The organism is Bacillus sp. L_1B0_5, from assembly GCF_000836715.1.
Classification (GTDB): Bacteria; Bacillota; Bacilli; order Bacillales; family Bacillaceae_G; genus Bacillus_A; species Bacillus_A thuringiensis_S.
Genome location: NZ_JXIS01000049.1, coordinates 109,249 through 129,365, shown reverse-complemented (window position 1 = coordinate 129,365; position 20,117 = coordinate 109,249). Strand labels below are relative to the sequence as shown.

Below are 20,117 nucleotides of genomic sequence, written 5' to 3'. Positions count from 1 at the left end.
ATCTGATAATACTTTCGTTTTATCTTCCGCATCTACTTTCACAATTTCAAATTGACCTGTTACTTTTTCAGGGATCTTTTTATTCACCACATCTACAGTCACTACTTTATTAGCCTCTACATCAACAGAAACTGAACTAGATGATAATTCATATCCTTTCGGTGCTTCTACTTCTTTTAATGTATAGCTTCCAACTGAAAGTTGTTTCGATAAGGCTTCACCTTTATCATCTGTAACAATTGTTTCCACAACTTTCCCATCTTTATCGATAACATCAAATTTTGCACCTGGTAGAAGTTGACCAGATTCACTATCTTTTTTCAATAATTTAAATTGGCCATTCTCTACTTTTTTCTTATTCTTCATAACAAGTTCAATTACGTTTGTATTATCAATTGTTACTTTGACTGGTGTATCAACTTTTATATATCCTTCTGGTGCACTTATTTCTTTTACAAAATAGTCACCAAGTGGTAAATCTTTAACTTCCGCAATACCCTTTTCGTTTGTTGTAACAGTAGCCACAACGTTATTATCTTTGTCTATAACATCAAATTTTGCGTCTTTTAAAACAATGTTTTTATCATTTTCATCAACTTTTTTAATTTGCAAATGTCCTTTTTCGGCTACCGGCTTATTCCACTTTGGCCAGTTAAATTTAAAGTTATGAACCTCAAAACCATCTCTTTGATGTAATCCTCCAACATAGGCTTGTCCATTAATAGAACCACCTTTTGTTTCTACAACTGCATTAGGTGCAAACACACTACCTACTACACCATAACCTTTAGTTGTTATCTTTGTAGCATTAGGAAATACCCAAATTACCTTACTAGCTAACTCAGTAAAAGATGAATTAGGATCGTATGCTTGAGATGTATTAATTAAATCCGTTGCCATCCCAGTATTTCTTGTATCATACAAAATTGCACCGCCACCAAAACTCACTTCTTCTGCATCTGAATAAATAACAATAAAGTCTTTATTCTCTACATTCGGAAGAAAAACGTCTTTTACATCAAATGTTTTCTTTCCAGTTTGGCCTGAAGAGACATAAATATTAGGGTTGTTTACATCTTCACCGATTCCAAAGCTCATATTAGGTTTTGGCTTATCAGTCTGCAGTTTACTTGCATCCCCGATTACACCATCAACGTCTTTTCTAAATTCTTTAAACTTAGCATCAATCTCCGCTTGCTCTTTATAAGAGATATGATCATATGATGTTTTCATTGCACCATCTGGGTCACCGTCTTTTGTCATCGCCACTGTTCCATCTTGAATGATTACTTGTCCTTCTCCCGCTTTCTTAAATTGACCGCCTAGTAATAATGATGGATATCCTTCATCTACCCAAGTCGCTCCAGCTAAGTTATTTGCTCCAGTTGCAGCCGCTACGACTGTATAACTTGATGCGTTCATATTTTTCTGAACAGCCATCGCACCTTCAATATCCGCACTCGTTGCACTATGATCTCCAAAAATGATGGCATTGTAATAAGATACATCACCTAAACCTTTTAATTCTGTTGTAGCTGCCTCTGCTTTAAATGGTAAATGGATTAAAAAATTCATACATATTAGTAATACAACTATTAAACTACTACTTAACTTTTTAATTTTTTGATTAAATGATTTCCTCAAGAAATTCATTCCCCCTTTTAAACTTCCTAAAATCACAAAAAGAAGCACATTTCATATGTACCAGGTCTTACTCACATTAACTTAAAATAATCCATTTAAATAAAACAAAGAAACGCTACAACGACTTAATAAAATTACTACAATTCATTTTTGAAATAATACGTGAACTAAACTATCATGCGGAAATGTTTTTACGTATGGGAGCTCAATAAAATTAATCTGAAGAATGTTTCATGTGGTGTAACTATTTGGTAACATCATCCACTTTACATTAGTTTTTTAGAGGATTCAAGTAAATTGTATGGGTTTCATACACAATTCACAATTTAAAACGTTTTCATTCCTTTTAATAAGCTCCACAAAAAAAACGTAGCCAAAAAGCTACGTTTTTCTTTCATCGTTTCGGTGTATTTTTATGATTCTTCAAAAACGGAAGCGGGAATTGCTTACGGAAATGCTCTTTAATCATGTACTCTACACCGTTCTCACTATTTGAACGTGTAATCCAATCTGCTGCTTGCTTTAACTCTACAGGTGCGTTCCCCATCGCTACCCCAAGTCCCACGTTTTCAATAACCTCTAAATCTTCCATACTATCTCCAATCGCAACCATTTCATTTAGCGAAATATTTAAATGCTCTCCAAGCAATTGTAATCCGCGTAACTTCGATACATTTTGCGGCAAGATTTCTATTCGTTTTGAATCACATTCAACATACTCTACATCTTGGAATGCTTTTCTTAATGTGTTCAGCCCTCTTTCTTTTTCACCCTTAGTTTGGAAAAGAACATCAATTTTTGGCGCCGCTACCGGATGGTCACGAAGCGCGTCACCTAACGAATCTACAAATTGAACTGGATAAAATAACGGATCTGCACTTGATAATACAGTACGCGCAATTAAGTTTGGTGTATTTCTCTCACGATTTCCTATGGAAAACCGTTCATGAGAAATACGTACGTTACAATCAAAGTGCTCTAACACTTGCACAATGTTAAAAGTCTTCTCTTCAGATAATCTTCTTTGAACGTACGGCTTATCTAACGTCGCCGAAACGAAAGCACCACCATGTGTCACTAATATGGAATCTAATTTTAACGCCTTTGCTACTTTATGAGCGGATTGAAAATTACGGCTCGTAAATAACGTAACGTATACATCTTTTCTTTTCACAAATTCAATTGTTTCTCTTAATCCTTTTGCAATTTTTCCATTGTTGTATAGTAGTGTCCCATCTATATTAAGAGCTAGTAAGCGATAAATCATGTCGCACTCCCCCTCTTCGCTGTTGTACTCTATCCATAATTTATGAAATACACTCGATAAATAGAACGAGTTAGAATTACTACTGAAAATTTGGTTTACTATATACATATACACTTAGCAAAGGAGATAGTACAATGCAGGCACCTCCTTCCTTTTATGAAGGCGATACGTTAGAAGTAGCAAAAAAATTACTCGGGCAAAAACTCGTTCATATTGTAGACGGAATAAAGCGAAGCGGAATCATTGTAGAAGTAGAAGCATATAAAGGCCCAGATGATAAGGCCGCACATAGTTACGGCGGCAGACGGACAGACCGCACAGAAGTCATGTTTGGCGCACCAGGGCATGCTTACGTATATTTAATTTACGGTATGTATCATTGTTTTAACGTTATTACAGCACCAGTTGGCACCCCGCAAGGTGTTCTCATTCGAGCCCTTGAGCCGGTAAATGGAATAGAAGAAATAAAACTAGCACGCTACAACAAAACAGACATTACAAAAGCGCAGTACAAAAATTTAACAAACGGTCCTGGCAAACTATGCCGTGCCCTCGGAATTACTTTAGAAGAACGAGGCTTATCATTACAAAGTGACACATTACATATTGAACTCGTCCCAGAAGACGAACACATATCATCACAATATAAAATAGCAGCAGGACCTCGTATTAATATCGACTATGCAGAAGAAGCTGTACATTATCCGTGGCGTTTTTATTATGAGGGGCATCCGTTTGTTTCAAAGAAATAAGCAATATCAACGATTTTTCAAATATATCTATCATAATTTACAATATATCAACGGTTCGACAAGAAATATCGATTTATCGACAAATAATAACATTACGAATAAAAGAAGACTGTTCCAAAATGGAACAGTCTTTCCCTTTTACTCTGCACCTTCCGCAGTTGCAATATTATCCTCTAAGTTTTCTCTTGATAATTCAGCCGCCATAAAATCAGCTGTTTCTGGAAGTGCTAAATGCATATGAGCTTTTTGACAAATTTGGATCGTACAGTTTTCTATAACATAGTCGAAAACATGTCCACCCCCGCTTCTTTCATCATCAATATAATGTAAGTGGAATCCAGCTACCCCAATACCTTGCGCATAATCTGGTGTCCAAAATCCAGCAAGCGTACCTTCTGTATTTTCAAATGAAAAGATTGGTTGTGATTTCGTCACTTCAACGAGCGGTGTATACGGTTTTTCTTGTCTTGGAACAGTTCTCGTTCTTACTTCACGGAACGTACCGTCCATTCGAATACCGTAAAATAAGTTTTTACTTGGCATTAATTCATGTAATAATGCTTCAACTTCTTCACGATTCATTGGACGCTCTACCGTATAACTCATTTCTTTTTCAAAAAACGTTACAGTCGCAAATGGTGTTGTTTCTTCTGGTTCTACTTTTTCTGCTGAACCGTCTGAACGTAAATGATAAAATTCATTATCAAATGCAATCATTTCACCATCTAATTGATCAAATGTGCCGATGCCGAAATCACCATGTTTTTTCAAATCTTCAAAGCTAATCACACCATCATATATACCATCTAATAGCGCAAGCATTGTAGATGTTTGATATACTTCATTACTCGTTTTCGTTTTTTTTGCATCAATATCAATTAATTGCGCAACAGTCATCTCAAATCTGCCTCCATTAGTTTAATTGGTTTGGTAATAATTTTTCGCTTAATTTAATGTTGTCACGATAGTCAATTGGAATATCAATAATGACAGGACCATCTGCTGCTAATGCTTCTTTTAATACCCCTTCTAATTCATCAGGCGTGTTAACACGAAGACCTAACGCCCCGAAACTTTCCGCATATTTCACAAGATCAACATCGCCAAACTCTGTAGCTGATGTTCTGCCGTATTTCATCATTTGTTGGAATGCAACCATATCATATGTGCCGTCTCTCCAAACAAGATGTACGATCGGCGAATTTAAACGTACTGCTGTTTCTAACTCCATCGAAGAGAATAAGAAACCACCATCACCTGATACGGAAACTACTTTTTTACCTGGTTCTACTAAAGTAGCGGCAATTGCCCAAGGAAGTGCAACACCTAACGTTTGCATGCCGTTACTAAATAATAATCTACGTGGTTCATAAGAACGGAAACATCTCGCCATCCAAATAGAATGGGAACCGATGTCACATGTAACAGTTGTATCGTCACTAATTAAAGAACGAAGTGTACGAATCACTTGAAGTGGGTGCGTAACACCCTCCGAAGCACGATTTGGAACTTCTGCTTGTTCTGATAATTTCGCGCGTAATCGTTCTAATACCGCTTCTGATTTCGTACTTAATACAAGTTTCGGTAATTTTTCCGCGATGCTATTTACCGTTAAGCCAATATCACCAATTAATTCACGCTCTGGTTGGTAATCATGGTCGATATCTGCTTGATGGTCGTCAAGATGAATAATCGTTCTGTCGCCAAGTTTATTCCAGAACTTTGGATCATACTCGATTGGATCATAACCGATAGAAATCACAAGGTCTGCTTCTTCTAGTAAAATATCCCCTGGTTGGTTACGGAATAATCCAACGCGGCCGAAGAAATGATCTTCTAACTCACGTGAAATCGCACCAGCTGCTTGATATGTTTCAACGACAGGAAGTTCTGTATCCGCAATTAATTTACGAACGGCTTTCGTCACTTCATTTGTGCTCGCTCTCATACCAAGTAGAATAACTGGTAATTTCGCTGATTTTATTTTTTCTACTACATATGTAATATCATGTGTGGGAGCGATTCCAAGCTGCGGCTTAGAAAGCGCACCGATAGACTCTACAGTCGTTTCCGCAGTCATAACGTCTTGCGGAAGACTTACTAAAGTAGCGCCTGGATTTGTAGAAGTCGCACTTCGAAATGCATTTGATAATGCTTCTGGCACATTATCAGGATGCTCTACTTCTACGCTATATTTTGTGATTGGTTCGAATAGTGCAGCATTATCCATAGATTGATGCGTACGTTTTAATCGATCTGTACGCGGAACTGCACCAGCTAAAGCAACAACGGGATCACTCTCCGCATTCGCAGTAACAAGACCTGTCGCTAAATTTGATGTCCCTGGTCCTGAAGTTACAAGACATACGCCCGGTTTCCCTGTTAATCTACCAATAGCAGCTGCCATAAATGCTGCATTTTGTTCATGACGACAAACGATTAACTCTGGTCCTCTTTCTTGCAGTACATCAAATACAGAGTCAATCTTTGCTCCTGGAATACCGAAAACATGTGTAACACCTTGTTTAATTAAACAATCAACAACAAGATCTGCTCCTTTTGTTTTTGTCTTCACGTCGTTTGCTTTTACACCTGTACTCAAAACTAATCACCCTTTATTTCATAATGTGTGTAATAAAGATTTTAATTTCACCTGGTTAATTAATGTGGTGAAGTATCGTTTATCATTATAGTACAAATGCATTATTTTTCCAAGAATATGAATTCGACATTATTTTGACAATATTTAAAGAATACGCTTACAACCTTTTGTTTATCTTAAAATAACATTTTTATATCTCTTCTAAAAATGTACAAAAATACTTCCACCTATTCACATTATTAACAAATTTATAGTACCTTGCAAAGAACAATAGTAAGTGATATATTTATAAATAACGGAATACCCATTATTTGGAATGTTATTCACAATTAGTATATCTCCTTTCAAAAAGTAGATATAGATTGAGTGTGCTGTTTAGAAAAAAGATAGGATTTTCAGCCATAATTCATCATTTTATAAAGGAAAGTGATTGTTATGAACAAAAATGAATTTTTAGAACAACTTAGTTCTTCCCTATGGAATATGCCTAATTCAGAAAAGGAGGATATTATCTCGGAGTACGAAACTCATTTTATTAGTGGTAAACAAGATGGAATATCTGAAGAGGAAATTTCTAAAAAGCTAGGAAACCCTAAAACTATCGCTAAAGAACTTACTGTTTCACATGCAATAAGCAACGCTGACAATAGACGCAGCCTAAAAAATATTATGACAGCACTGTTTTCTGTTATGAGCTTAAGTGTTTTAAACTTTATATGTATCATTATCGCTTTTTTCGTACTACTCTTTCTATTACCGCTTCTTCTAGCACTTATAATTGCCACTCCGTTATTAATTATTTCACCTATCTTATTAATAGGATTAGGATTCTTTAAAGGGTTTCATCAAATCAGTTATTCCGATGTTTACAATGTATTCATAGCTTTTTGCATCGGCTTACTAATATCCGTCATATCTTACCAAATGATAAAACATATATACTCACTTTTAGTTAAGTATTTAAAATGGAATTTAGCTATTTTACAAAGATACTAATGAATGTAAAAGGAGATTACTATGAAAAAGTATATTTTATATCCACTCATTTTACTTACAATGTTATTTCTATCAGCTTGTTCAAACAGTGTACAACCTAAGGAAGAAAACGATGTACAATCTATTAAAGATGTTGCTATTAAAGTTCCAGAAAATATATTTAGTTCCTCAAAGAAAAACGAAACTATTAGTGAAGACGAAATGAAACAAAATATAAAAAATTATATAGATTATAGTTGGGAGTTATCTGAAAATATTATCCCTCTCGCTTCAACAAATTCTGATAAGAATTTCACGGAATCTGACCGAGAAAAATTACAAAAACTAATTGATTTAGCGAAACAAAACGATATGAATTTCCATGAGTTTATTAGTAATAATAATTTACCTACTGATTATAAAAAACCTTCAAAAGAAATCTATGCATTTATGTCATCATCTACGGATATTTTCGTAGAGCTAGATCAAGAATTAGACAAACTCACCCAAGATGGTAACTTATTCAAAGCCAATTTTTCTTTTACAAAACGCCTTGAGAAAATAAATGGGAGGAAACAAAAAGAGATTGAAACGTTTTTGAACGAAAAAAATATTAAAACTTCAATTAACAGCAATAAAAAAAATTAACAGATGTGTTACATATCCCTTTCAAAATAACCAATAAGAAATAGCTATTTTGAAAGGGAGTTTTTGTGGTATAACTATTAAATTCCCTAAACAAAAAAGACGCTCCTAAACTAGGAGCGTCTTCCACTATTACGCTTGTTGTTGCGCGCTATATAATTCTTCAAGTGGCTTCATGATAATTTTGTTAACGTCACCGATTACAACGTTTAGGCGTTGCTCAGTTTCCATTAATTTTGTAATCTTAGCATCTTGTTGAATGCGAGCTACAACTTCTTGTGCTTTTTGGTTGTCTTCTTCAGTGATTTCTTGACCTTGCATCATTTTTTGTTGTAGGCCAAGTTGCATTGTACGGAACTCATCAAATAAGTTCTTTGAAGCTGCATCTCCTTGTACTGCCGCGTAGCTCTCTTTTAACGTTTTGAAGTCTTCGTTTTCAGCGATTGCTTTTTGTAATTCATATGCAACATCATGAATGTTCTTTGTCATTTTATTTTTCCTCCTTTAGAAGGCTAGCGCATTTGACTCGCACTGCCTTTTCAGTGCATTTACATACGCACCTCTTCTTACCATATCAAACTATGCAAGAGATGTGAAGAAATTTCACTTTTATTTCTATGTACTCACCTTATTATCTAAGAAACAATAATAACAATCCTTGCACGAGACCAATCATTCCGCCTAATAACGCCCCTAAATACGTAATCATTTTCAATTCGTTTTTTGTAATAGACAGAACTAAGTCTTCTAATCTTTCTGTTGAAAATGTAGACACTTCTTGCTGGACAATTTCCGCAAGGTGTAGATTGTTTAGTATACTCTCTACGTTTTCTGTTCCCCACTTCAAGCCTTTCGTTACTGCGCTTGGAACCACTTTTTCAATAATTGTTTCTCGAACTGGTTCACATGCTTGCTGAACAGATTGATTTAAAAACTTACTCACAGTTTCCTCTACTTTAACTGCTGACAGCACGGAGCTTACAATCATTTCTTTCTCTACAAATGCTTCTAATTCTTTTACATCTCTTCCTTTTAACTTTTCCCACTCTTTTTGCAGTACGTCAGTTAAAAGCTGCTTTGTACCATCTTGACCTAAAAACTTAATAACTTCTGGCTGCACACGATCCACTACACTTACATTTCCTAAAAACATTCCGACTAAGTTAAGTAGCGTTCCGCGAGAAGCGAAGAAATCATCAATCATTTTTGAAAGACGTGCTTTCCCTTCTTCACTTTCAAAAAAGCTAATTCCTCGCTCTAAAATAAACGCCGAGACATTCGGAATCGCATTCTCTACTTTTTCATTTACAGAATGAGGTAAAGCCTGTTCCCATGTATATGTATAATACTCTGCTAAAAATGCATGAATTTTTTCTGTAATAACATGTTCGATTTTTCGAGTCGCTTCTTCTTCTACATGCGCTACATTCCATTTTTCTAACATATGTCGCAGTGATTGTTCATTCGTAATTACTTTATCCACTTCTACTTGCACCCAGTGGATTAAACCTTTTTGAAACTCTTCATTTGTTAGCTTTTTTCCGATTCCTTCTGGTGTTAACAAATGTTCTACAACCATATTTCCTAATTGAACAGCAAGTTCATCACGACGCTTCGGAATTAACCCTGGTGTAAATGGAACTTGAAACTTTCCGATATAAATAGGACGATGAGGACGAAATAACATTTTTATCGCTAAATGATTCGTATATCCTCCAATAATCGCTCCGAGTCCTGTCGTCGTTAACATATTTAACCATATATTCATTACAATCAACCTTTCACTTCTCCAAAACTATAGCATATCATCATACGGACAAAAGTATAATGGTATAAAAACGTATTTGCAATATATAGCTTCGCCTATTATGCAAATAGTAGTAAAGGAGTGATTTCGTTGGTTCTCGGTCTTTTAGCTTCTAAACTTCATTATGAGCAAACGTATTACACCGAAATCGCTAAACGCGCTCGGCTTTATCATAATGTCGTTGCTCAGTTTACGCCATTTTGTATTGATCCTAAAACAGACCTTGTTTCTGGTCTTATTTACGATACAGATACAGGAAAATGGAAAGAGCAAACATTCCCTATTCCTTCTTATATATATGATCGTTATTCTTTTCACGAGGAAACAAACTTTGAAAAAGCAAAATCAATTATTCACTCTTTGCACAATCGTCCTTCCACTACCTTTTTAAATAACACACTTATTAACTTAAGTGAACTACATGATTTATTTCTCACTAATAAAAAACTGTCTCCTTATATACCAAAATTTGAAGTGGCAACGATACAAAACATTTTTAAACTGTTGTTAAAAACTAAAGACATTATTATACGCCCCACTAATACACATTCAAAGGATAACTTATATCGAGTTGCTTACAAAAATAAAACGTTTCATATCGATACAGTAAATGAAAAATACCATACTTCTCTTCCATTAAAACGGACAGACGAATTTATATCTTGGTGTAAATCTAACATACCTTCATCACGTTACATAGCACACACTATGCTACAACCACCAAATCAATTAACATATCCACTCCACATTCGAACCATTTTGCAAAAAAACAAAGAACAAACTTGGAATGTTATCGGTCAATTTATACAAAAAAGCTCATTTCCTAATCAACTTTTACCCTCAGCAACGGCCGATGATTCATTACATTCATTTTCAAAAATTAAATACGTACTATCTAGTACGGGTGTGCAACTATTGCAAGACGCTTTACACGACATTATAAATGAAGTATTCCAAACACTAGATCAGTCTTATTCTTCATTATTTGAACTAGAACTTTCCACAATTATGGATCAAAAAGGCGCAATTTGGCTTATGTATGTCAACACGCTTCCCCCTTACGAACAATACATTCGTCATAGTGATTCATTAGCTGAAAAGATATTTCACGGACCACTTAAATTCAGTCGCTTTACACCATAATGAAAGGAGGTAAACCTATTTTGAAAGAACATATATATACATTAAACATTTCAGATGAACATCCAAATAGCATTACTTTACCTTACGTTTTTTCTATTACGCCACCTATTACATCCCTCTCCTTCGGTATACGTCACATTGCAAGTGAAGAGGTGAAAATTCATTATTCCTTTACTCGCGAAATTATTATCGGAAAACATATTGCCGAAAAACTTTTACTACCTCAATCAACTACTATTCATGCATTCACACAAAACCAAACAATTATTTTCGGACCATTAATCGGCATTTTTACAACTGGCTTTAATGATGATTCTTCTAACCCTTTAGGAAATCGTTCAATTGCTCTCAGTGAGTTGTTAACACCACCATTCTCATTACGACCGTTCGTATTCGTCTTTGGCGTTCAGCATATAAACTGGGAAGAAGAAACGATTGAAGGATATTTCTTTCAAGAGAAACAATGGATAAAGAAAAAGGTCCCTTTACCAAATGTTATTTACGATCGATTACCGAATCGACAAGCAGAAAATTATAAACCGATCGTCAGAGCAAAAAGAAAGTTAGAATATGACTACTCCATTCCATGGTTTAACCCAGGATTTTTCAATAAATGGGAAGTTCATCAACTTCTTATAAAAGACGAATCAATTAGACACTTATTACCAAACACAGAAGCATTTCAGCATTTTGAACAAGTAGAACGGTTTCTTGGCACGTATAAATCTGTGTACATGAAACCAATACACGGGAGCTTTGGTAGAAATATTCATCAAATATTTTATTCTCAAACAGAGAATTGCTACTACTGTCGTTATCGCGAAAATGAAAAAAATAAACTGAGAAAGTATCAATCATTAGAAACTCTTCTAAACCACGTATTAAAAGGACATGATTTAAAAAAGTTTATCGTACAGCAAGGTATTTCATTACTTCGCTTCGATGGGCAACCTGTTGATTTCCGCATTCATACAAATAAAAACCATTTCGGTAATTGGATAGTTAGTGCAATCGTCGCCAAAATCGCCGGCAAAGGCAGTTTAACAACGCACGTAAATAGCGGCGGTGATACAAAATTGCTACAAGAGCTTTTTCCAGATTCAACGAAACAAGTTCAAATTGAAAATAAATTAAAACATACTGCCTTACAAATAAGTTACGCGCTCGATGAACAAGTAACCGGAAATATTGGAGAAATCGGTTTTGATATCGGTTTAGACACAAAGGAAAATCCGTGGCTCTTTGAAGCTAACTCTAAACCTGGGCGAACTGTATTCCAAGATGAAAAATTAAAAGAACAAAGTGAAATGACGCGCCAATTATTTTACGAATATGCCGTCTACTTAACTGAACATTCTTTACGTGATACAAAAGAAAAAATGTCTCAAATCAAATCCGGGACTTCATCAAACACCGAACATATCCCTTCTCCTATGATTCACTCACAAATACAAAAACAAAAACTTCCACCTAGATAATAAGGTGGAAGTTTTCTATTTACACAAGTTTCACTACAACCTCAGTTTCCACGTTACATACTCCGCAATAAAAAATATGATTGCAATATTCATTTGAATTATTATGCGTTAAACCATCTACTGCACTTAATAATTCTTGATCCATATAGGCACTATAATCGTCTATGTAATCTACAGACTTCCCATAATCTTGGAGTATACTTTGGCAATTTTGACAAGAATATGTTTGTGATTCTAATGCGTTGCAAAGCGGGCAAATCCCCATCATGATTCCTCCATACGTTATCGTTTAAAGCCTCTCTTTTTTAGATTGAAGAGAGCACCTACCCATGCATAGGAGCGCTCACTCCATCCCTACTTAAAAATAGAACTATGAAGTTGCTACCGATTTCATTTCAATAAATCATAAATAAGAAGCTAATGATTGGCCTACAAGTAGCAGGCTATAATGAGAAAATTATATTTAATATCCTCCTTAGTTTGGCCTGTTTTCTTAAAAATACAACGATTACTCTTATTTCATAATTTACGAAATCAATAAGTTTTTTACAAAATTTACAAATTATTATTTTGTATATCTTTCTAGGTAACATCCATACTATGAGTACAAACTTAATTACCGATGGATTAGCGCCAACCGGGGCGATAATCTGGTTCAACTCCAGCTAGTCCAACCAAAAAAAATTTTTCTAACTCTAAGGAGGATATATTCCTATGGCAAACCAAAGTTCTTACAATCAATTAGTAGTACCAGGTGCAACAGCTGCAATCGATCAAATGAAGTACGAAATCGCTCAAGAATTTGGTGTACAATTAGGAGCAGATTCTACGGCTCGCGCTAACGGTTCAGTTGGTGGAGAAATTACAAAACGTCTAGTTGCAATGGCTGAGCAAAGCCTTGGCGGATTCCAAAAATAAATATATATGGCAAAAAGGTCTCAGGGCATATACCCTGAGACCTTTCTTAATTTACTGTAACATTTGTAAAAACTTTTTCGTGCGTTCTTCTTTTGGATTTGTAAATACATCTTCTGGTGTACCTTGTTCGACAACGACACCACCATCCATGAAAATAACACGGTTGGCAATTTGATGTGCAAAACGCATTTCGTGCGTTACAATAACCATCGTCATGCCTTCTTTAGCAAGTTCTTTCATTACTTTTAAAACCTCTTGAACGAGTTCAGGATCAAGCGCTGAAGTCGGTTCATCAAATAGTAACACTTCTGGCTCCATCGCCAGCGCGCGCGCAATTCCAACGCGCTGTTGTTGACCACCTGATAATTGGAACGGATATAAATCCACTTTATCTGCTAAACCAACTTTTTCAAGGAAATAGTTTGCTTTTTTCTTTGCTTCTTCTTTCCCCATCTTTTTCACTGTAACGAGCCCTTCCATTACGTTTTGAAGTGCTGTTAAATGAGGGAATAAGTTATGATGTTGGAACACCATCCCCGTTTGTGTACGAAGATTTACAATATCTTTCTTCGATACTTTTTGAGAGAAGTTAAGCTCTTTATTGCCGATACGAATGTTACCGGCGTTTGGCGTTTCTAGTACGTTAAGACAACGTAAGAATGTCGTTTTACCAGATCCAGATGGCCCGATAATAACAACAACCTCACCTTTCTCAACTGATAAATCTATATGCTTTAGTACGGTATTATCTCCGAAACTTTTTTGTAAATGTTGAATTGAAATCATAAAAACAAAAACTCCTTTTGTAAAAGGATTATTTTAACGTATAGCGTTCTGAACGCTTTTCTAACATCTGTTGTACGATTGATAATAAGAAACAAATAACCCAATAAATAAGACCTGCTTCAAAATAAACAATTAAAAACTCGTAGTTCATCGCCGCAATTTCCTGCGCTTTTCGGAACATTTCTGTTACTAAAATTAACGATGCTAATGAAGTATCCTTCACTAAGCTAATAAATGTATTTGAAAGCGGCGGGATTGATACACGCGTCGCTTGTGGTAAAATAACACGTTTTAACGCTTGCGGGTATGTCATCCCAATTGTGTAAGCTGCTTCCCACTGCCCTTTCGGAATTGAAAGGATAGAAGCACGAATAATTTCAGATGCATATGCACCGACATTTAATGAAAATCCAACAACTGCTGCTGTATATGGCTCAACTTGAATGTTAAGAGTTGGAAGACCATAGAAAATAATAAATAATTGTACAAGAAGTGGCGTTCCGCGAATGATAGATACATAGATACGAGCAATCCATTGTAAAATACGACTACCTGAAATACGTGCGAGCGCTGTTAACGTCGCCAGTATAATCCCGATAATAAATGTAATAAGCGTTAATGGAATTGTTGTAAAAACAGCTTCCTTCAGCATAGGCATGAAGGAAGACTGCATAATATCTATCCAAGTAGACAATCGATCTGAAACTAATGCACTACTTAGATACATTTTCACCGAACCATTTTTTCGTTATTTTGTCATACGTACCGTCTTTTTTCATATCTTCTAACGCTTTATCTACTTCTTGTACAAGCTTATCGCTACCTTTACGGAATAAGAATCCACTTTGTGAAGCTTCTTTTTCTGTATCTACAATTTTAATTTTTGCATCTTTTTTCGTTTCTAAATAATTTAATACTGATAACTTATCATTAATTGTAAAATCAACGCGTCCTGAAGCTAATAATTCTGCCGCTTGGCTAAATCCTTCTACACCTTCGATTTCTGCACCGTTTTTCTTAGCGATATCTGCATAGTTACTCGTTAAAGATTGTGCTCCTTTTAACCCTTTTACATCAGCAAATGTAGCAGGCTTATCTTTATCTTTTGCGATAACTAATGCCGCTGAAGATGAAATGTATGGTTTAGAGAAATCGTATTTCTTTTGACGATCTTCACGAATACCAACTTCGTTTGCAACCATATCGAAACGTTTTGCATCAAGACCAGCAAGTAAGCTATCCCATTGTGTTTCTTTAAATACAGGTTTTACACCTAAACGTTTTGCAACTTCTTCTGATAGTTCAACATCGAATCCAGTTAATTTATTGCTTGAATCGTGGAACGTAAATGGTGGGTATGTACCTTCTGTACCAATTACAAGTTCACCGCTTTGTTTAATCTTTTGTAACGCGTCTTGACTAGCTGTATCTTTTTTCTCTTCTTTACCGCAGCCGGCTACAATCCCGATCGCTAATGTAGTTACTGCAAGCACTGAAAATAATTTCTTCATGATAGTAATCCTCCAAGTATTCTGATAGGAATTTAAAAACTATATTGATTGTATGCAATCTTGAACAATTTTTCAATGAAAATGTTCTTATTTAGTTTATCCTTTTTCTTCATAATCAAACAAAAGGGAAAAATACCCCTACATACAAAAAATAAGTAACATTTTTAAATATAGCATTTATAAAGAAAAAGGTAAAACAATACTTCTTATTTAACTGCCCTGATTCACTAAAAAAGAACTTGCAAAAATCACAAGTTCTCCCCCATACCTATTAAGCACTCTGATTGCCTTCCATTTGCGTTTTATACATATCATAATAACGCCCACGCTTTTTCATTAGTTCATCATGAGAACCTTTTTCTAAAATCGTTCCTCTATCGAGTACAATAATTTGATCTGCGCTTTTAATTGTTGAAAGACGGTGCGCAATAATAAATGTCGTTCTTCCTTTTTTCACAACTTCTAGTGCTTGTTGAATCATCGCCTCTGTTTCTGTATCAATACTAGACGTTGCTTCATCTAGAATTAAGATAGCTGGATCAAAAGCAAGCGCCCTAGCAAACGAAATAAGCTGACGTTCTCCAGTGGAAAGCGTACTTCCCTTTTCTGTAATTTCTTCATTTATATTGTTCGCAAATCTTTCAGCACCAACATCATGCAATGCTTTTATGATACGCTCTTTTGAAATTTTTTCGTTTTCTAAGCTTACATTGGAAGCGACCGTCCCGCTAAATAAAAACGGATCTTGCAGTACGATTCCCATATGCTCACGAGTTGCTTGTTTCGGCATTTCTCTTACATCGTGACCGTCAATCGTAAGCTTTCCTTTTTCAAACTCATAAAATTGAAAGAGTACATTCATAATGGAGCTTTTTCCTGATCCCGTATGACCAACAAGCGCTACCGTCTCGCCTTGTTTCGCTTCAAAAGAAATATTTTTTAGCACTTCATCTTTTCCATTATAAGAAAATGATACATTATCAAATTTCACATTTCCTTTTAAACGAGGCATACGTTCTTCTTCTACCGCTTCCCCTTTTTCCTCTAACAATTCAAAGACACGTTCTGATGCAACGCGCGCTTGCTCTAAGTTTGCAAGCTGGTTCACCATATTCGTAATTGGCGAGAATAATCGTGTTAAATAATCGACGAACGCATACAGTACCCCAAGTGAAATAATACCTGTAGCACTTAATGACGCACCGCCGAAATACCAAATTACTCCTGTGAAAGCGATATTTCTTAATACAGATACTAAATTGTGCGAAGTTGCTGCATTTAAATTCAAGATTTTATTTTGATACTTAAAATAATCGCCATTTAATTCTTCAAACTCTTTTTTCGTTTCACGCTCTTGACGGAACGCTTGAATAATTGGCATCCCTTGAATGGATTCATTCACCGTTCCGTTAATATCGGATAAACGTGAACGCATTTTATGATTGTATACAGACGCATACTTTCTATAAAGAATTGCCCAAACGATTAAAATTGGGATAATTAATAAACATAATGAAGCGAGCTTCACATCTAATAAAAATAGCGCAGCGAATATCCCAATAATATAGATGATACTAGAAACGAATGTTGCCAGCACCGTTACATATAAATCACGAATGGCCTCTGTATCATTCGTCACACGCGAAACAATTTTCCCTGCCGGTAAATGATCAAAGTACCGAATTGGCAACGTTTGAATATGAGAAAAAACATCTTCCCTCATAATTTGAATAATTTTGTTCGCTGCCTTCTGCAAGAAGAACTGCTTTCCGTATGCAAATAATGATACGACTACTAATAAAGCGAAATAGCCACCACCAAGTAATAATAGACGGTTTATTTCTGGTTTATAAAACGCAAACACTTCTTCTTTCGTTAATGCCTTCGCTTTATACACTTGCACTGCCTTACCATTTTGAACGGTAATCATATCACCTTTTACAGTACGTGACCCTTCAATATTCACTTTATTCGGTACAAAATAATATTGAAAACCGACTTGCATCACACGTACTTCTTTACCTTTTGTCTCACCTTGTTCAAAGCGATCACTTCGCTTATAAAAAGCGCCATTGTATGAAACAGCTTCTTCACTCTTTTCTGTTTCATACCAAGGTTTCTCTATCCCGACGATATGATCATCAATCATCGTTTTAGCAACGAAAGGACCAGCAAGCTCTGCGATGACGAAAATAAATAACATTAACATCGCTGCAAAAATCGTCCCTTTCACTTTCATCGCATATTGAAATAATCGTTTTGAAACGCTCATATTTTCACCCCACTATCCGCACTTTCACTTTCACCTTGTTGTCTTTCAAACTGCTCAGCATACCAGCCTCCGCTTTTAATAAGCTGATCATGCGTACCCTCTTCCATTACTTCACCTTCATCCATAACGAGAATCCAATCCGCATGTTGTACGGCAGATAAACGGTGCGTCGTAATAATCGTCGTTTTCCCGCTTCTTTCTGTTCTTATATTTTCAATAATCGCTGCTTCCGTACGAGCATCAACAGCTGATAAAGAATCGTCCAAAATTAAAATTTCTGGATTTTGAATAACAGCTCGCGCAATTGAAATCCTTTGTTTTTGTCCTCCTGATAAAGAAACACCCTTCTCTCCAACGAGCGTTTCTAACCCTTCTGGTAAAAACTCTAAGTCTTTTTTAAACGCAGCAATTTCAATCGCTTTCTCGAGTTCTTCTTCAGTCGCTTCCCTATTTCCGAATAAAATATTTTCTCGCGCTGTTTTTGAGAACAAAATATGTTCCTGAGGTACATACCCAATCCACCCGAGTACATTTTCATTCGTCATTTTATCTAATGTCACATCAGAAACTGCAATATCTCCATCTCCCAGCGGATATTGGCGAAGAAGTTGACGTACAAGCGTCGTTTTCCCGCTTCCTGTTTTTCCGACAACCCCAAGTGTTTCTCCTTGCTTTAATGTGAAAGAAACTTTCTTTAAATTTTCTCCAGTTGATGAAGGGTATGAGAAAGACACATCATCAAACTGAATATAATCCGGCTCTTGTACAAGCTTTGGATTTTTCGGATCCTTTACATCCGGTTCATACGCTAACGTTTCATTCACACGGTCAAGCGAAGCATTTCCTCTTTGCATAACATTAATTAGTTCACCAATTGCAAACATCGGCCAAATCATCATCCCTAAATACACGTTAAAAGAAACGAGTTCACCAAGCGTCACCTTTGATTGAAATACAAGGTATGCACCGTACACTAAGCCGATTAAATAACTAAGACCAACAAGCATTTTCACAGTTGGTTGGAATAATGCATCAATTCTCGCTACCTTCATGTTTTTTTCGTAGACGTCATCTCCTAAATGATGAAATCTTTCCTCGTCTGCATTCTCTTGTACGTATGCACGAATAACGCGCACACCAGCGATTGATTCAAGCACTTTATCATTCATATCACCGAATGCATCTTGCGCAACTGTAAATCTTTCATGCAATTTCTTTCCATATATATTCATCGCATACGCCATAATTGGAAGTGGGATAAGCGCTGCAAATGTAAGCTCCCAACTAATTGTAAATCCCATCATAAAAACGATCGTAAGCATGTATAAACTAGAATCTACAAGCGTTAATATACCAAAACCAGCTGTCATAGCGATTGCTTTTAAATCATTCGTTGCTCTCGCCATTAAGTCACCAGTACGATTTTTTTGATAAAAAGTCGGCGTCATCTTAAGTAAATGCCCCATAAATTTAGAGCGCATCGTTTTCTCAAGTACAAATGCACCGCCAAACAATTGATGTTGCCATACGAAAGTGAGGCCATATCCAACTACCGTAACCCCAACTAAAATAAGAATAGACTGTATAATTGCTTCGTTTGATAACGTTCCTGTTTTGATATTATCTATCGTAACCCCTAACACTTTCGGGGGAATGACTTCAACTATATTTACAATTAAAAGAGCTCCAATGGCGATACTATATCTCTTCCAATGCTCCCTAAAAAACCATTTTAACTTTAGTAATACTGATAACAATGTAACCTCTCCCTTCTCGTTCTCGTTTACCTCTCATTTCTTTATCCACTATCCAGACCCATCACATTTACATTTCGTAACCCATACAATCTCATCACATTTTTCCACCTTCCAAAGTTTTTTATCGGAACCAAACAAGGGAAAATAAACAAAAAAAAGCATACCGCCGCTTGACGATATGCACAGGAATGCATAAAAGCGTACGTTACGATATACGCAACGTACGCTTTTTATAAGACAAAGATGCCCTATATATCCGTACGGGTTGCGTAATGATATGAATGTTTTCTGCCATTTAACAGAGCTAAGCCCATTACATTTACGATTACAATCATTACGCACACCCCTTTCATTTATTTTCCATTTATAATCTTACAACTTTATTGAGTATTCTGTCAATTGTTTTTTTACACATTGAATAAAAATATATAATACATCATTTTGAAATAAGGGAATCTTCTGTAAGAAAGGGCATACAAAATAAAAAAAGAATAAGAAATCGTTTTCACAAACATTTCATTTGAAAAATGTTATCAAACCCCCTACAATCACCTTATACT

The 20,117-nt window shown here is 35.7% G+C and carries 17 protein-coding genes and 1 pseudogene; 6 read left to right on the top strand and 12 right to left on the bottom strand.

All coding sequences use genetic code 11. The annotated features are described in order from the left end of the window. Both RT27_RS17605 and RT27_RS17600 read right to left on the bottom strand, forming a co-directional pair. The coding region (locus RT27_RS17605) for a SpaA isopeptide-forming pilin-related protein (RefSeq protein WP_231577689.1) at nt 1-1,653 on the bottom strand (1,653 nt) is incomplete at its 3' end. 385 nt (nt 1,654-2,038) lie between these two features. Further along, nucleotides 2,039-2,911 (bottom strand): Cof-type HAD-IIB family hydrolase, encoded by an 873-nt coding sequence (locus RT27_RS17600; protein WP_000640430.1) that lies wholly within the window; start codon nt 2,909-2,911, stop codon nt 2,039-2,041. Nucleotides 2,912-3,045: 134 nt separating this feature from the next. Between RT27_RS17600 and RT27_RS17595 the strand changes: the two genes are divergently transcribed. Further along, the gene (locus RT27_RS17595) at nt 3,046-3,663 is read left to right on the top strand and encodes a DNA-3-methyladenine glycosylase (RefSeq protein ID WP_016082703.1); all 618 of its coding nucleotides are present in this window, start codon (nt 3,046-3,048) and stop codon (nt 3,661-3,663) included. A 138-nt stretch (nt 3,664-3,801) separates the two neighbouring features. Here RT27_RS17595 and alsD read toward each other — a convergent pair whose 3' ends face one another. Beyond that, on the bottom strand, nt 3,802-4,560 hold the full coding sequence (gene alsD, locus RT27_RS17590) for an alpha-acetolactate decarboxylase (protein WP_000215024.1): 759 nt from the start codon (nt 4,558-4,560) through the stop codon (nt 3,802-3,804). Nucleotides 4,561-4,576: 16 nt separating this feature from the next. Continuing rightward, on the bottom strand, nt 4,577-6,265 hold the full coding sequence (gene alsS / locus RT27_RS17585; RefSeq protein WP_043936806.1) for an acetolactate synthase AlsS: 1,689 nt from the start codon (nt 6,263-6,265) through the stop codon (nt 4,577-4,579). 435 nt (nt 6,266-6,700) lie between these two features. Here alsS and RT27_RS17580 point away from each other — a divergent pair, with 435 nt between their 5' ends. Then, entirely contained in the window at nt 6,701-7,261 is a 561-nt protein-coding gene (locus RT27_RS17580; protein WP_029441709.1) for a DUF1700 domain-containing protein, read from the top strand. A gap of 21 nt (nt 7,262-7,282) precedes the next feature. Further along, nucleotides 7,283-7,925 (top strand): annotated as a pseudogene (locus RT27_RS17575) (NDxxF motif lipoprotein). Nucleotides 7,926-8,017: 92 nt separating this feature from the next. On the opposite strand, the gene RT27_RS17570 reads toward RT27_RS17575, so the two are convergent. Together RT27_RS17570 and RT27_RS17565 are read right to left on the bottom strand one after the other, a co-directional pair. Then, a complete protein-coding gene (locus tag RT27_RS17570; RefSeq protein WP_016082710.1) occupies nt 8,018-8,374 on the bottom strand; it encodes a YlbF/YmcA family competence regulator in 357 nt (118 codons plus the stop codon). A 142-nt stretch (nt 8,375-8,516) separates the two neighbouring features. Further along, nucleotides 8,517-9,653: a DUF445 family protein gene (locus RT27_RS17565; protein WP_043936811.1), complete on the bottom strand. Its 1,137-nt coding sequence runs from the start codon at nt 9,651-9,653 to the stop codon at nt 8,517-8,519. 129 nt (nt 9,654-9,782) lie between these two features. Here RT27_RS17565 and RT27_RS17560 point away from each other — a divergent pair, with 129 nt between their 5' ends. Together RT27_RS17560 and RT27_RS17555 are read left to right on the top strand one after the other, a co-directional pair. Then, a complete protein-coding gene (locus RT27_RS17560; RefSeq protein ID WP_029441706.1) occupies nt 9,783-10,835 on the top strand; it encodes a YheC/YheD family protein in 1,053 nt (350 codons plus the stop codon). A 20-nt stretch (nt 10,836-10,855) separates the two neighbouring features. After that, nucleotides 10,856-12,313 (top strand): YheC/YheD family protein, encoded by a 1,458-nt coding sequence (locus tag RT27_RS17555; protein WP_043936803.1) that lies wholly within the window; start codon nt 10,856-10,858, stop codon nt 12,311-12,313. Nucleotides 12,314-12,332: 19 nt separating this feature from the next. Here RT27_RS17555 and RT27_RS17550 read toward each other — a convergent pair whose 3' ends face one another. Then, complete coding sequence (locus RT27_RS17550) at nt 12,333-12,578, bottom strand: hypothetical protein (protein WP_000510474.1); 246 nt, start codon at nt 12,576-12,578, stop codon at nt 12,333-12,335. A 449-nt stretch (nt 12,579-13,027) separates the two neighbouring features. Here RT27_RS17550 and sasP point away from each other — a divergent pair, with 449 nt between their 5' ends. Continuing rightward, nucleotides 13,028-13,231, top strand: a complete 204-nt coding sequence (gene sasP / locus RT27_RS17545) for a small acid-soluble spore protein, SasP family (RefSeq protein ID WP_000013349.1) — start codon at nt 13,028-13,030, stop codon at nt 13,229-13,231. 51 nt (nt 13,232-13,282) lie between these two features. Here sasP and RT27_RS17540 read toward each other — a convergent pair whose 3' ends face one another. From RT27_RS17540 to RT27_RS17520, 5 genes are all read right to left on the bottom strand, one after another. Then, nucleotides 13,283-14,017: an amino acid ABC transporter ATP-binding protein gene (locus RT27_RS17540; RefSeq protein ID WP_029441704.1), complete on the bottom strand. Its 735-nt coding sequence runs from the start codon at nt 14,015-14,017 to the stop codon at nt 13,283-13,285. 28 nt (nt 14,018-14,045) lie between these two features. After that, nucleotides 14,046-14,744 carry an amino acid ABC transporter permease gene (locus RT27_RS17535; protein ID WP_016082715.1) on the bottom strand — a complete coding sequence of 233 codons (699 nt, stop codon included), beginning with the start codon at nt 14,742-14,744 and terminating at the stop codon, nt 14,046-14,048. Further along, nucleotides 14,731-15,528: an amino acid ABC transporter substrate-binding protein gene (locus tag RT27_RS17530; protein ID WP_016082716.1), complete on the bottom strand. Its 798-nt coding sequence runs from the start codon at nt 15,526-15,528 to the stop codon at nt 14,731-14,733. Before RT27_RS17530 ends, RT27_RS17535 begins: the two co-directional genes overlap by 14 nt. A gap of 271 nt (nt 15,529-15,799) precedes the next feature. Continuing rightward, nucleotides 15,800-17,800, bottom strand: coding sequence for an ABC transporter ATP-binding protein (locus RT27_RS17525; RefSeq protein ID WP_016082717.1), 2,001 nt, complete (start codon nt 17,798-17,800; stop codon nt 15,800-15,802). Beyond that, nucleotides 17,797-19,557, bottom strand: a complete 1,761-nt coding sequence (locus RT27_RS17520; protein WP_029441703.1) for an ABC transporter transmembrane domain-containing protein — start codon at nt 19,555-19,557, stop codon at nt 17,797-17,799. Before RT27_RS17520 ends, RT27_RS17525 begins: the two co-directional genes overlap by 4 nt. Nucleotides 19,558-20,117 lie beyond the last annotated feature (560 nt).

Excerpts from the sequence above, each read along its gene's own strand:
- RT27_RS17600 (WP_000640430.1), bottom strand. The coding sequence starts at position 2,911 with ATGATTTATCGCTTACTAGCTCTTAATATAGATGGGACACTACTATAC.
- RT27_RS17595 (WP_016082703.1), top strand. The coding sequence starts at position 3,046 with ATGCAGGCACCTCCTTCCTTTTATGAAGGCGATACGTTAGAAGTAGCA.
- alsD (WP_000215024.1), bottom strand. The coding sequence starts at position 4,560 with ATGACTGTTGCGCAATTAATTGATATTGATGCAAAAAAAACGAAAACG.
- RT27_RS17580 (WP_029441709.1), top strand. The coding sequence starts at position 6,701 with ATGAACAAAAATGAATTTTTAGAACAACTTAGTTCTTCCCTATGGAAT.
- RT27_RS17570 (WP_016082710.1), bottom strand. The coding sequence starts at position 8,374 with ATGACAAAGAACATTCATGATGTTGCATATGAATTACAAAAAGCAATC.
- RT27_RS17565 (WP_043936811.1), bottom strand. The coding sequence starts at position 9,653 with ATGAATATATGGTTAAATATGTTAACGACGACAGGACTCGGAGCGATT.
- RT27_RS17550 (WP_000510474.1), bottom strand. The coding sequence starts at position 12,578 with ATGGGGATTTGCCCGCTTTGCAACGCATTAGAATCACAAACATATTCT.
- sasP (WP_000013349.1), top strand. The coding sequence starts at position 13,028 with ATGGCAAACCAAAGTTCTTACAATCAATTAGTAGTACCAGGTGCAACA.
- RT27_RS17540 (WP_029441704.1), bottom strand. The coding sequence starts at position 14,017 with ATGATTTCAATTCAACATTTACAAAAAAGTTTCGGAGATAATACCGTA.
- RT27_RS17535 (WP_016082715.1), bottom strand. The coding sequence starts at position 14,744 with ATGTATCTAAGTAGTGCATTAGTTTCAGATCGATTGTCTACTTGGATA.
- RT27_RS17530 (WP_016082716.1), bottom strand. The coding sequence starts at position 15,528 with ATGAAGAAATTATTTTCAGTGCTTGCAGTAACTACATTAGCGATCGGG.
- RT27_RS17525 (WP_016082717.1), bottom strand. The coding sequence starts at position 17,800 with ATGAGCGTTTCAAAACGATTATTTCAATATGCGATGAAAGTGAAAGGG.